Origin of the sequence: Sphingobacterium hotanense (assembly GCF_008274825.1) — a bacterium.
Taxonomy (GTDB): Bacteria; Bacteroidota; Bacteroidia; order Sphingobacteriales; family Sphingobacteriaceae; genus Sphingobacterium; species Sphingobacterium hotanense.
In genome coordinates this window covers 1,210,519-1,223,657 of record NZ_CP030848.1, presented here as the reverse complement: position 1 = coordinate 1,223,657, position 13,139 = coordinate 1,210,519, and the positions used below count along the sequence as shown (strand labels likewise).

Below are 13,139 nucleotides of genomic sequence, written 5' to 3'. Positions count from 1 at the left end.
TCTATACAAAAGAACCACGTTAACATAACTTACAAGTTATCTGTGTGTTAACTTTACATTAAAACTTATAAGATAAACCTGCGCTGAAATCCATACCGCGCTTGTAGCGCTCAACCATCAATTTAGGAGCTCCGTTCGAGAAGTCCATAGACAGTTCGCGGTAAGGGTTAATGATGTTTTCGGCTTTAATAGAGAAGCCAATCTTCTTGTTTACAGTACCTCTTAAATTGAAATCTAAGGTCGGTACGCCTTTCTCCATGATGTTACCAAATCCTCTGGTACCGATTGAGAAAACGCGATCTGAGAAGTAATTGAACACAACCGTTGGCATCAATTCCACGCGGTTTAGGTTTAACTTATACGTTAAATCTGCATTGACCATCAATGGTGAAGCACCTTCTAATTTGTCCGATTCCTTCGTAAATTGCGCTAATGGATTTTCTAACTTTTGTTTAGAGTGTAAGTAAGATACGTTTAAGCCTGCAGATAGAACATTTTCACCGTTTGCTGTTGCAGTTTTGATTAAGTCTTTCTTGATTTCCATTTCGGCACCTAATACATCTGCAGAACCACCTACGTTCAGGAATGTTAAGGTATTACCTCCCGAAGGAATGGTAGATCTTCCAATAGGGTTTTTAATGTGCTTGTAGAATACACCAAAAGAAATCAACTCGCCACCTTCCGGGTATAATTCCCACTTCAAGTCTGCGTTGTAAGTCTCTGCAGGGATCAAGTCAGAATTACCTTCCGTATTGTTATTTTGTCCAGCGTAACGCATTGGCGCGATTTCAATAAATTGAGGCAACGTATATGTTTTGCTACCAGATGCGCGAAGAATCATCGCTTCACCTAAGTTATATTTCAAGTTAACACTTGGTAATAAGAATGATTTATCAATTTTCGAGGGGCCAATGATTTCACTTTGCGTCACGTTGGTATAGAAGTCAACATCTTGCGTCACCTTCTCGAATCTTAAGCCTACCATTGCTGTAAAGTCTGCATTGAATTGGTAAGTTGCGTTAGCTACAGCAGCGTGAATGTTCTTATTACCGTTGTAGTAGAAAGGAAGGAAAGCGAACTCATCATTCTTACCTCTTAAAGTAACCAGATTAAAAGTGCTACCTAGCTTTCCAGTATTGAAGTATTGGTCAGGATTAGTAGCGTCGATGTCATTACCGTAAGGAGGCAAAAGCTCATGATTGAAGATAGTAGCATTGAAATCTCTTTTGGTGATATTTCCGTTGTAACCGAAATCGATTTTTCTATCCAATCCATCTTCGTTATTCAATTTGTAGCTCACGATAGCACGGCTTACAATTCCTTTTTCTGTCATATCGGAGAAATAGCGCTCGTTGCTCCCTGCCGAATTGGTATTGAAGCGGTACTTCCCGCCGTTTTCTAAGAAACTATTTACTCTTCTATCCGGTTCGTTTCCGACAACATAGTTGAAACCAACAGCGACATCTGCACTCCAATTTTGATTGAACTCGTATTTTCCTAAAATCTGAGAAACCGAGATGTGGTTATCATTGATTTGCTGTCTTCTTGCAAATTCACGATCTCCTTCTACTTCATTTGCGTTGTGTCCAAAAAATTCGGAGAAATCTTGCACCTGATCGTGGATATATAAGGAGTTAAAGCTTAGCATCCCTTTGTCAAAAGCATAACGAAGGTTTACCATCGCGTTCTGCGATACATTGTATTGATTTCTGATGTATGTTTGATCCTGATAAACTTGACCGATAGTCGTTGCTGCTCCAACAACACCTTCCGCAAATCTATACTTAGAATCCATACCTCCGGTGAAGAACAAGCTTAATGTTTTTCCACCTAGATCAAAACGACGATTTCCTAAGATTTTGAAGTTAGAGTTGATTAAATTATCAATTGGTTTAGCAACCCAACTGTTTTTGAATGAGTAGTCGCTCAATGTATTGATATGGTGTTTTGAACCTCCATTTAAAGAGCCGAACCAGCTTGTGCCATCAATTCTTTTAAAGTTATCTTTTCCGATTGTTTGGGAATTGGCACCACCCGATACGGCAACTTCTAAACTATTTCCTGTTGCTTCTTTTGTAAAGATGTCGACATTTGCACCCGCAACATCACCACCGATTGTTGGATTAAACGTTTTGTTAACATTGATGCTCTGGATAACGTCTGAACTGAAGAAATCTAAAGAGATATTTTTATATAATGGGTCCTCAGAAGGTAATGGTAAACCGTTCAGTGATGAGGAATTGTAACGATCGCCTAGTCCACGTACGAATACGTTTTTAGCTCCCTCTTGTCTTGATACTCCTGCCATTTTGGTAAGGGCTGCGCGCGCATCACTCACACCTTTCCTAGACAGTTCTTGTGTTCCGATAGACTCAACCATTAGGTTAGATTTGCGTCTTTCCTCCAAAAGCGCAAGCTCTGTAGCCTTCTCTCTGCGTCTCGTAACCACGACTTCTTCAATGACAGCATCCTTGTTCTTTAAAGCGAAAGATACAAACTCTGTGTCTGAAGCACTTAGGGTAAATGTAATCTCTTGTCCGTCGTACCCCATAATGCTTGCGCGAATAAGATATTCGGCAGGTTTGTTACTCGGTAGTGGAATGTAGAACTCGCCTTTTTCATTGGTCGTTGTTCCTAATTGTGAGTTGGCAATAGTAATGGTTGCCCCTTTTAATGGCTCGTAGTTTTCAACGTCAACTACAACCCCTTTTACACCGTATGCTACTTGTTGTGCATTGGCAACTAGCGTCGCAACACATAATAGCATAACCGTAAACAATGTTTTAATACAATTCATAGTATGTTAATATTATGTTGCAAAACTATAAGCTAGTTGTTATGTGAATATTAACGTTCCATTATCTTAATATAAGCGGTTCGTTAACGAATTGTTAAGAAGTAGGTAGCTCAGATTAATGGTTTTTATATTGGGAGAAACGGGTAATTAGTGCTAAATTGCAACAAAGTAACATTATGAACGATTTTGTGCTACACACAGAAAGTTTGTCCTATCAATATCCTAAAGGATCCAAACTTATATTTGAAAATCTTAATATCCCGACACAACAGCATACGCTTATCTTAGGCGAATCTGGCTCTGGAAAGTCCACACTATTGAACCTGATTGCAGGTTTTTCGGCACCCACAACGGGAAAAGTCTATATACAAGGCCAAGATATCTACCAATTACAAGAGACTAACTTGGATAAGTTCCGTGCGAAGAATCTAGGATTTATCTTTCAAGAGGCCCACTTATTAAAGAACCTGACTGTTGCAGAGAATATCAAGCTTGCTCAATCGCTTGCCGGCTTTCCCGTCAACGAGTCGGAAGTTGCTGCTTTATTAGAAAAGCTTCAATTAGCGGCATTATCTAATCGTAAGCCGAATGAGCTCAGCCGTGGGCAGGTGCAGCGTGTTGCAATCGCCAGAGCATTGATCAATAGGCCTGCGCTATTGATTGCCGACGAGCCGACGGCTTCTTTAGATGATAAGAACACCTTTTTGGTAATCGAGCTCATCAAAGCATTGGCTGACGAACAGGGTAGCACCCTGATTATCTCGACGCATGACAAAAGGTTAAAAGACGAATTCAATAATAACTATCAACTATCGGCATTATAAGATGAATATATTTCAACTAGTCTGGAAGAATATCACACAGCAATGGGGGTCGACCCTCTTGAGTATTATTTTAACGGCCTTCGGTGTAGCGATATTGGTCAGTATATATATTACAAGCGATACGTTTGAAAAACAATTAGATAATAATAGTAAGCAAGTTGATTTGGTAGTCGGCGCGAAAGGAAGCCCGCTACAATTAATCTTGAGCACCTTATATCATATCGATAACCCAACGGGGAATATCAAGCTTGCGGAAGCCGAGAAATTGAAAGAGAACCCGTTCATCGAAACTGCTGTGCCGATTTCCTTAGGTGATAACTTTAAGGGGCATCGCATTATCGGAACGGACACCAGCTACATGGGGCTTTACGAGCTTTCGTTAGCAGAAGGCAAACTATGGGCAAAGAGCTTCGAAATCGTATTGGGGAGCGAAACTGCGCGCAAGCATCAGCTGAAGCTGGGGGATCAAATTCATAGTGCACATGGTTTGGCAGAGAATGCGCATGTGCATGACGAGCATCCTTTTACGGTGGTCGGTATCTTAAAACCCTCCGGATCTGTTGTTGATAATTTGATTCTTTGCGACTTGCAAAGTGTTTGGGACGTGCATGGCATCAGTCATGATGATCATGAGCATGAGCATGACCACGAAGGTCACAACCATGCGCATGATGACCACGACCATGATCACGACCATGCAGATCATCAGCATGAAGAACATGCAAATAGCGCGGCGGCTAACGCTGAAGCACACGATCACGAGGGGCATGACCATGAAGGACATGATCACGAAGGTCATAATCATGATGCACATGAGCACCAACATGCTGCAGTAAGCCCTGCAGATGCAAAACAAGCAGCAAACAGCGAGCAGACGGATAGCATTGTTTCCGAGCGCCCGAGAGATAATGTCTTCGTTAAAAGCATTGCCGAGGATGTAGTTCAGGATCATAGCTTGGAGATTACCGCATTATTGGTGAAATACAGCTCACCGGCGGCTATTGGCGTGGTACCTAAGATGATCAATCAATCGACGAGTATGCAGGCAGCATCCCCCGCATTGGAAACGGCAAGGTTGTTTTCTCTATTAGGCGTGGGTATTGACTCTCTAGAGATATTGGCGTATGTAATTATGATTATCGCCGGTTTAAGCGTATTCATCAGCTTGTACAATGCGTTGAAAGATAGAAAATACGATTTGGCTATTATGCGAGCATTGGGAGCCTCGAAAGTTAAACTATTCGCCTTGCTTTTGGTCGAAGGATTGGTGATCACCACGATTGGTGGATTGCTGGGATTGCTATTCGGACATTTAGGCTTGTATTTTATCAGTACGCAGACGAGCCAAAGTGCAGATATCATCCAAGCGTTTAGTATTTATAGCAAGGAATGGTTAATTTTGCTGACTGCATGTCTAATCGGCGTGATCGCTTCGGTTATTCCAGCAATTAAAGCATACAACACAACCATATCGACGATATTAGGGAATAAATAAGATGAAGAGAATATTATTTACAGTATTATTAATCACATTAACAATCACTTTTTCGAAAGCGCAGATCGGTAATTATAATCAAAATCAGGTGCCCGATCATACACCAATGATGAACAGCACTTGGGAGGCAATCGATAAAATGATGTATAAGGTTTCAACGGTCGGAAACAAAAAGGTGTACACACCTAGCTATCCTGCACCTTTGAAGAAATTAGAAAATACGATTGTAGAACTTCCTGGATATATCGTACCGCTAGTTAGTGGAAGAAATCACAGTACATTTATGTTGTCGGTACTACCTATTACGCAGTGTCAATTCTGTGGTACCAACGGTATCCCGCCAATGGTAGAAATCTTTATGAAGAAAGGTACAGTGAAGTTTTCGGATGAGCCCATTAAGTTAAAAGGAAAGATGAAGTTCAATCCGGAGCCTTTAAAAGGGAATGCCGAGATTCAAATCTTTGATGCTGAATTAATCAATTAACGATTCAGGAGAGCAATCTCCAAACAGGCATAGAGGGCGGCAGTTTCAGTTCGCAGCCTCGCTTCGCCTAAAGATATAGGATGGAATCCAGCAGCCAAGGCTTGCTGGATTTCTTTTTGTGAGAAATCGCCTTCCGGCCCGATCAAAACAAGATAGCTTTGATCTTTTGGAAATGCTTGGTTTAAGTATTTCTTATCATCATCCACACAGTGCGCAATGGCTTTCAAGCTTTCGGAGTCCTTTTGCTGAGCGAGGAACTTATCGAAGCTTATAGCCTCGTTTATGCGCGGCATATAGGCCTTCAACGACTGCTTCATAGCCGAAACGACTACTTTGTTCAACCGATCTATTTTGACCTCCTTACGCTCCGAATGCTCACTTATTAAGGGAGTAATTTCTTGAATGCCTATTTCTGTGGCCTTCTCTAGAAACCATTCGATACGATCGATGTTCTTAGTCGGTGCAACCGCAATATGTAGATGATAACTGGGCTTCTGGAATTCGAATGTTCTGGAAAGAATCTGAAGCGTACAGCGCTTCGGATGAGCATCAATAATTTCAGCCTCATACATGCCCCCACTCCCATCGATCAGTTGTACGGTATCCGAAACTGTCAAACGCAACACACGTACGGCATGCTTGCTTTCTTCCTCACTTAACTGATAGTGGGAAGCCTGTGTATCAATATCGGGAGTATAAAATAAATGCATGTTTGATTATTCTTATTCCTCGTCGTCGTCGTGAGCAGTCTCAATTAAATCAAGCTTAACGAACTCGATATTCTGCTGTGTTTTCTTCATGATCGTAAAGCAGTAACCTAGCTCCTCTTTGCTGTCGCCAACATCTGGGATACGCTCGAAGACATGGCTCACTAAACCTGCAATCGTATCATAGTCCGAACTCTCTGGAAGCTCCAAGGGTAAGAAGCCATTTGCATCATGAACGCTTGCACCGGCATCGACCATGAATTCTGTTTCAGAGATTTGTTCAACTACTGGAGTTTCCTCATCATACTCATCCTGGATTTCTCCAACAAGTTCTTCAACGATATCTTCTAATGTCACCATACCGGCAGTTCCTCCAAATTCATCTAATACGAAAGCGATTTGAATGCGCTTCAGCTGAAACTCCGTCATCAAATCATTGATCTTCTTCGTCTCAGGGATGAAATAAGGCTTACGCATGATGTTCTTTAGCACAACCTCTTTACCCTTAACCAACAAAGGAAGGATATCTTTCGTGTGAACAACACCAATAATCTGGTCAATACTATCATCGTAAATTGGAATACGAGAGTATCCCTCTTCCGTAACGGTCTCAATAAAGTCCTCCGCTGTTTCATCTTTTTCAACAGCGACGATCTTCGTACGAGGAACCATAATATTCTTTACGATACGCTCGTTAAAATCGAATACGTTCTTGATAAGCTCATGCTCAGAGTTGTTCAAAGCACCGCTTTCTTTCCCTTTTTCTAAAAGGTATTGCAACTCCTCCGAAGAGTGGCTAGCCTCATGTGCACTTACTTGAATTCCGATCAATCGTAACAAGAAATTCGCGAATCCGTTCAATAAGTAAATAATCGGCTTAAAAACGTAGTAGAAAAATTGCAGTGGAATAGCCACCTTCATCGTGGTAGCAACAGGCTTCTGTATCGCGATCGACTTCGGCGCCAATTCACCAAATACAATATGCATAAAGGTGATGATACTGAAGGCTAATACATGGCCTAGGTTGGTCGCCAGTTTCCCAGATAGCTCAACATTGAACCATCCAAAGATCTGATGAACAATCTGCGTCATAACAGCCTCTCCGACCCATCCTAGGGCAAGAGACGCAAGGGTAATACCTAACTGCGTTGCAGCGAGATAACCATCCAGATGTTCTGTTATATTCTTCGCGATCTGCGCGACTTTACTTCCTGATTTAGCTTGAAGCTCTATTTGAGAAGCTCGAACTTTAACAATAGCAAATTCAGCTGCAACAAAAAAACCATTAGCCAGCACTAAAAAAATAGTCCAAAAAATATCAATTGCCATTAGTCAGGTCTTTATTTCCGAATTGTGTTTTGTATAGTTGTAAACTCTCTAATATAACATTTTGAGCATCAGTTTGCCCAGAAATATTTTCAATTTTTATCGACTTGTTATCGATGGATTTATAGGTTTGAAAGAAATGGGTAATTTCCTTCATGCTATGAGGGGGAAGTTCTGAAAGATCATTCAGATAATTTAGGCTTGCGTCGTTCTTGGCGACAGCAATGATTTTATCATCTTGCTCGCCAGAATCCAGCATGCGCAAAACACCAATAACCTTAGCATCGACAAGCGAGTAAGGTTCTAAGTCTTGCGAACATAGCACTAAAATATCAAGGGGATCTTTATCACCACAATAGGTCTGTGGGATGAAACCATAATTAGTTGGATAGACTACCGAAGCATTCAGTACCCTATCCAACTTTAATAGACCGGAGGTCTTATCAATTTCGTATTTCGCTCTAGAACCTTTACTTATTTCAATGACAGCAGTTACTACTTTCGGAGCTTCTTTGCCCGGAGAAACCTGATGCCAAGGATGTTGCTGTGCATTTGCAGAACTAATCCCGACAAACAGCAACAGTATTATGGTCCAGAGCCTATCGACGTCGTCCATATTGATGGTTATTTGTTTCGAATTTCCTTATTGTACAATTCAACGCTCTCTAAAATAATGTTTTGAGCATATGAACGTCCATATAAGTTTTCAATCGTCACGTTTTTACCTTCTAAGGCTTTATAGTCTTGGAAGAAACGAACGATCTCTTTCATTGTATGTGGAGGAAGCTCTGATAAGTCGTTAATGTAGTTAACAGACATATCGTGCTTTGCAACCGCAATAATTTTATCATCTTGCTCGCCATTGTCGATCATGTGCATAACACCGATAACTTTAGCCTCGATTAAGCTCATCGGATACACATCCACTGAACATAAAACAAGAATATCCAATGGATCCTTATCATCACAGTAAGTCTGTGGGATAAAGCCATAGTTGGCAGGATACATTACGGAAGAAAATAGGACGCGGTCCAACTTGATTAATCCACTATCTTTGTCGATTTCGTATTTCGCTTTTGAACCTTTAGGAATTTCGATAATAGCATTCACGGAATTAGGCAAGTCTTCTCCGGGAGAAACTTGATGCCAAGGATGTTGTGTACTCATTAAAAATTACTGTTTGTTTATTTCGTCTTTCTTTGTTTTTCTATTTTTCAACCAACGTTTTAATAAAGCAATTACGATAGGCAAGAATGCAATAACAATCAACGCCACGATAATATACTCTACATAGTTGATAATTTCTGGAAACTTAATACCCAAATAATACCCTGTCAATGTCAATAACGACACCCATAAAAAGGCACCAAATACATTGTAGAATACGAATTTGCGGAAGTTAAGTTGCACTACACCAGCAAATATGGGTGCAAATGTACGAATAATAGGGACAAATCGACCAATTATTAACGCCGTACCGCCATATTTTTGAAAAAACTCCTCCGCCATGATGACGTATTTTCGTTTGAAAAGTAGGGAATCCTTTCGCTTAAAGAGCATGGGCCCCGTTCGATATCCAAACCAATATCCCGCAAAATTCCCGAGAATACCGGCGGAAAGAATACCAAAATAAAGCGTTACTATATCAACATCGATCTTATTCGCTGCACAGAAGAGTCCAGCTAAGAAAAGTAAATAATCACCAGGCAAAAAGAAACCGAAAAACAAACCGGTTTCCGCAAAAACAATAAGACAAACGATGTAAAAACCACCGTGACTTAATAGATATTCAGCATCTAGCAATTGTTGAAAAGACAACAAATATTCTTGCATAATATATTCAATAGTTCCTTCTAAACCTTAACCCAACTACAATAGTGTAACAACCACTATCGGAACCGTTCAAGTCAAATTATTATGGATTGGTAATCGATGAAATGGCCTCGCGGATGTTCTCAGCGATAGATTCCATTACATCTTTTTCCAATGTCAGCTTTGGTCTTTCAAAATTCATATCCTGCACATGATTCAACGGAATCAAGTGGATGTGTGCATGCGCAACTTCTAGTCCTACAACAGCGACGCCTACCTTTTTACATGGAAATGCTTTTTTAACCCCTTGTGCTACGATTTTCGCAAATACCCACATACCCATATAATCGTCATCATCGATGTCGAATATATAATCGGTTTCCTTTTTAGGGATAACTAATACGTGACCTTCAGTTAGTGGATTTACATCTAAGAATGCTAAATAATCATTGCTTTCGGCTACTTTGTAGGCTGGCACCTCTCCAGCAACTATCTTAGAAAATATTGTAGACATAAACTAATTGTTCAATCGTGAGAAACAAAGATAATAAAATTCTACACATATGCACGTCCGAAGAAGGTATATTATCGGTCATATTTAAGGCTAATTAGGCAAAAGAAAAGCCCCAATCTCTTGGGGCTATATAGGGTAAGGATGTGCGGTTATGGCATACCGCACATAACCTAATATCTCTTATCTACTAATCTCTAGGACTTCTAATTCCATCTGACCCGCCGGCACTGCAACCGAAGCTACATCACCAACTTGTAAGCCTAACAATCCTTGAGCAATTGGCGACTTCACAGAGATTTTCCCTGCTTTTAAGTCAGCTTCCGTCTCAGAAACTAGTTGATAGGTCATCACTGCACCTGTCTTCTTATTCTTGATCTTTACAAAAGATAGAGCAAGAACCTTAGAAGTGTCTAGATTAGACTCATCGATGATGCGTGCAGATGCTAATACCTCTTCTAACTTTGCAATCTTTGCCTCGTGAAGCCCCTGAGCCTCTTTCGCGGCATCATATTCTGCGTTCTCCGATAGATCGCCCTTATCTCTTGCCTCTGCAATAGCCTTAGCTATGTTTGCACGTCCTTCTGTTTTCAGGTATTGAAGCTCTTCTTTTAATTTAGTCAAACCTTCTTCAGTGTAATAAGTTACTTCTGCCATAATATGAACCTTTTACGCGTTACTATAATTTTAAATTTATAAACAAAAAAAAAGAACAAGACCATACCATCCAGAGGGACAACATGGTCTTGTACTTCTTACGAAGTTAAAAAATATTTTCTAATAAAACAAATTTATGAAGCGCCTTCTTCTTCCTCTTCTTCGCTGATGAAACGATACCCCAAACCACGTACAGTTTGCAGATAGTAAGGCTTATCCGGATTCGTCTCAATCTTCTTACGAAGACGTACGACGTGCATATCCAAGGTGCGCGTATTGACGTTCGAGCTATAACCCCAAACAACCTCCATCAGTTCTTCACGAGTGATGTCCTTACCTTTGTTCTGTAAGAAATGAAGCAAAATACGGTTCTCCAATATCGTAAGCTCAATCTTCTTACCATCTCTGATCAACGAGTGTACATTAGGATGATGTTCCGTATCACCGAAGTAATACACTTCATTTTGAACCTTCGGCACAAAGAAGCGTACTTTATTCTCGATCATAGCTACCAACACGTCCATATTGAACGGTTTAGTGATATAATCTGTTACGCCGTAGCTATAGGCGTCAATCTTATCAATATCCTGTGATTTTGCAGTCATCATGATAATGATATTCTCAAATCCAGCTTTACGGATTCCTTCGCAGACCTCGATTCCCTCTTTGCCGGGGAGCATCCAGTCTAACAATACAATATCAGGCGACGATTCTAAGATCAACTTTTCAGCCTCCAGACCGTCACTACATTGGATGACATTATAATTTTCAGTTTGAAGTCGATGGCTTACAAGAAAACGCAAATTATCGTCGTCCTCTACAACTGCAATAGTTATTTCTTTGTTCATAGTTAAATACTAGGGATTATCTTGGAAATATCAACGTAAATACGGTTCCTTCACCTTCAATGCTACTTACTTTGATCTCTCCGCCCATAAATTCAGTAATTTCTTTACAAAATGCCAGTCCTAATCCTACACTACCACTTTGATTGAACTGGTTCTTAACTCTATAAAATTTCTTAAATATATTTCTAAGCTCGTTCTTATTAATTCCAATTCCTTTGTCCGAAAACTGAATCACAAAATTCTTCTTATTTTGCTCTACACTAATATCTATAAATTTTCTTGAAACTTCGGAATATTTATAGGCATTATCAATCAAGTTTTGGAACACCGAATTTAACAAAATCGGATCCGTGTACATGCTACTGTCAACGTCGATTTTTGAAGTTAAATTCAAATCTGGATATTTAATCTTCGTCGCTGCAAATATCTCCTCGCAAAAACTGTTCAAATCCACGTATTCTCCCTTAAATTTTAGAGATTTATTTTCTATCTGCGTGAATGACAGCAGTTTATTCATCAAATTATTTAGCTTATCCGCTTCCTGATCCAAGATTTTCCCATACATATGTCGCTCTTGATCAGAAATCTTCTCCGCACTTTTGATATTATTCCCAGCAATCTTAATCACACTAACAGGCGTTTTAAATTCGTGGGTCAAGTTATTGATGAAATCATATTGCAATTGAAACAGCCTACTATTGATCGCGATATTTCGGTAGATCAAGTAAACAATCAATAGCAGAACGGCATACAGCAACGATACGCCCAACACTACCGGAAAGAACTGTCTATTAATCTCTCCTCGCAAGAACTGTTCCGATGAGTCAAATTGCAGCTTATATTCTGATAATGCACCGGGTAGTGGCATTTCTGTGCTGATAAAACCTTCCTCTTCCGTCAAGTTAGGATCAGCAATCGCCAGAACATTTATTTTCTCATATAATCGTGGCTGAACGTTCTCAATCTTAATCTTTGCTGGATTTATCTTATAAACAAACAAGTCCTGATCATAGGCAACATCATTCGTTACGGTATCTTCCATCAAAGTTTTATACGCTCGCAACGTACTGACGCGCGGAATATTCAAATATGTGACCTTTCCGGGCACTGTATTATAAAATATACGGTAAATATCATTCTCGGTCAGCGACGTCGAATCATCCAACACGTCCAGAAAGTTGACCATTTTGATGGCCATATTGTTAAAATCGTCCGAAGTCGGTCTATTTTCCGTTTCGTCGATGCGGTTCCGAAGCAATCTATTACGCTCATCGAGCTTGAAGGAGTAGATGGATTGCGGAAAGATCAACAGATTCTGAAACCGAACCCCTCTAACAGCGCTGTTTTGATTCGTAAAGAGAACGTCATAAAACACAACTTCATCCACAAAAGGATTCTTACGAAGAATCTTCTCAGCATAAGTAACCGCATGCACAGAATCCAAATAACCTTGGTAGTTTGAAACTTCGGATATGCTGTTATTAAAGAAATTATTGAATGGTTTAAGGGTCGCATCGAAAACATCGACCTTGCGGTTATAGAATTCCGACTCGACATAGTTTGACATCATCACACGAGCGAGGAATACGGCGATAATGTAGAGAATAGTCAGGAAGGCCACGAAGGCAACCAACAAACCCAAATTTTTCCGATATCTACTCGTTTTTTTGATCATGCC

13 protein-coding genes are annotated in these 13,139 nt (G+C 40.2%); 3 read left to right on the top strand and 10 right to left on the bottom strand.

From position 1 onward, the window contains the following. Positions 1–58 precede the first annotated feature (58 nt). On the bottom strand, positions 59–2,797 hold the full coding sequence (locus tag DSM08_RS05090) for a TonB-dependent receptor (protein WP_149525143.1): 2,739 nt from the start codon (positions 2,795–2,797) through the stop codon (positions 59–61). A gap of 176 nt (positions 2,798–2,973) precedes the next feature. Here DSM08_RS05090 and DSM08_RS05085 point away from each other — a divergent pair, with 176 nt between their 5' ends. Genes DSM08_RS05085 through DSM08_RS05075 form a run of 3 tightly spaced genes read left to right on the top strand, consistent with a single transcriptional unit; the run spans position 2,974 to position 5,600 of the window. Continuing rightward, the gene (locus DSM08_RS05085) at positions 2,974–3,621 is read left to right on the top strand and encodes an ABC transporter ATP-binding protein (RefSeq protein WP_149525142.1); all 648 of its coding nucleotides are present in this window, start codon (positions 2,974–2,976) and stop codon (positions 3,619–3,621) included. 1 nt (position 3,622) lies between these two features. Continuing rightward, positions 3,623–5,116, top strand: coding sequence for an ABC transporter permease (locus DSM08_RS19355; RefSeq protein WP_262713914.1), 1,494 nt, complete (start codon positions 3,623–3,625; stop codon positions 5,114–5,116). A gap of 1 nt (position 5,117) precedes the next feature. After that, positions 5,118–5,600, top strand: a complete 483-nt coding sequence (locus DSM08_RS05075; RefSeq protein ID WP_149525141.1) for a hypothetical protein — start codon at positions 5,118–5,120, stop codon at positions 5,598–5,600. Here the strand turns inward: DSM08_RS05075 and DSM08_RS05070 are convergent. From DSM08_RS05070 to DSM08_RS05030, 9 genes are all read right to left on the bottom strand, one after another. Continuing rightward, positions 5,597–6,310: a 16S rRNA (uracil(1498)-N(3))-methyltransferase gene (locus DSM08_RS05070; protein ID WP_149525140.1), complete on the bottom strand. Its 714-nt coding sequence runs from the start codon at positions 6,308–6,310 to the stop codon at positions 5,597–5,599. The genes DSM08_RS05075 and DSM08_RS05070 overlap by 4 nt on opposite strands. A gap of 12 nt (positions 6,311–6,322) precedes the next feature. Then, positions 6,323–7,636 (bottom strand): hemolysin family protein, encoded by a 1,314-nt coding sequence (locus tag DSM08_RS05065; RefSeq protein ID WP_149525139.1) that lies wholly within the window; start codon positions 7,634–7,636, stop codon positions 6,323–6,325. Continuing rightward, positions 7,626–8,249: an inorganic diphosphatase gene (locus DSM08_RS05060; protein WP_149525138.1), complete on the bottom strand. Its 624-nt coding sequence runs from the start codon at positions 8,247–8,249 to the stop codon at positions 7,626–7,628. Before DSM08_RS05060 ends, DSM08_RS05065 begins: the two co-directional genes overlap by 11 nt. Positions 8,250–8,257: 8 nt before the next feature. Further along, positions 8,258–8,800, bottom strand: a complete 543-nt coding sequence (locus tag DSM08_RS05055) for an inorganic diphosphatase (protein ID WP_149525137.1) — start codon at positions 8,798–8,800, stop codon at positions 8,258–8,260. A gap of 6 nt (positions 8,801–8,806) precedes the next feature. Continuing rightward, positions 8,807–9,466, bottom strand: a complete 660-nt coding sequence (locus DSM08_RS05050; protein ID WP_149525136.1) for a DedA family protein — start codon at positions 9,464–9,466, stop codon at positions 8,807–8,809. A gap of 82 nt (positions 9,467–9,548) precedes the next feature. After that, positions 9,549–9,959: an HIT family protein gene (locus DSM08_RS05045; protein WP_149525135.1), complete on the bottom strand. Its 411-nt coding sequence runs from the start codon at positions 9,957–9,959 to the stop codon at positions 9,549–9,551. A gap of 180 nt (positions 9,960–10,139) precedes the next feature. After that, positions 10,140–10,613, bottom strand: a complete 474-nt coding sequence (greA, locus tag DSM08_RS05040; RefSeq protein WP_149525134.1) for a transcription elongation factor GreA — start codon at positions 10,611–10,613, stop codon at positions 10,140–10,142. A gap of 134 nt (positions 10,614–10,747) precedes the next feature. Then, positions 10,748–11,461: a response regulator transcription factor gene (locus DSM08_RS05035; RefSeq protein WP_149525133.1), complete on the bottom strand. Its 714-nt coding sequence runs from the start codon at positions 11,459–11,461 to the stop codon at positions 10,748–10,750. A gap of 16 nt (positions 11,462–11,477) precedes the next feature. After that, positions 11,478–13,136, bottom strand: coding sequence for a sensor histidine kinase (locus DSM08_RS05030; protein WP_149525132.1), 1,659 nt, complete (start codon positions 13,134–13,136; stop codon positions 11,478–11,480). Positions 13,137–13,139: the final 3 nt, after the last annotated feature.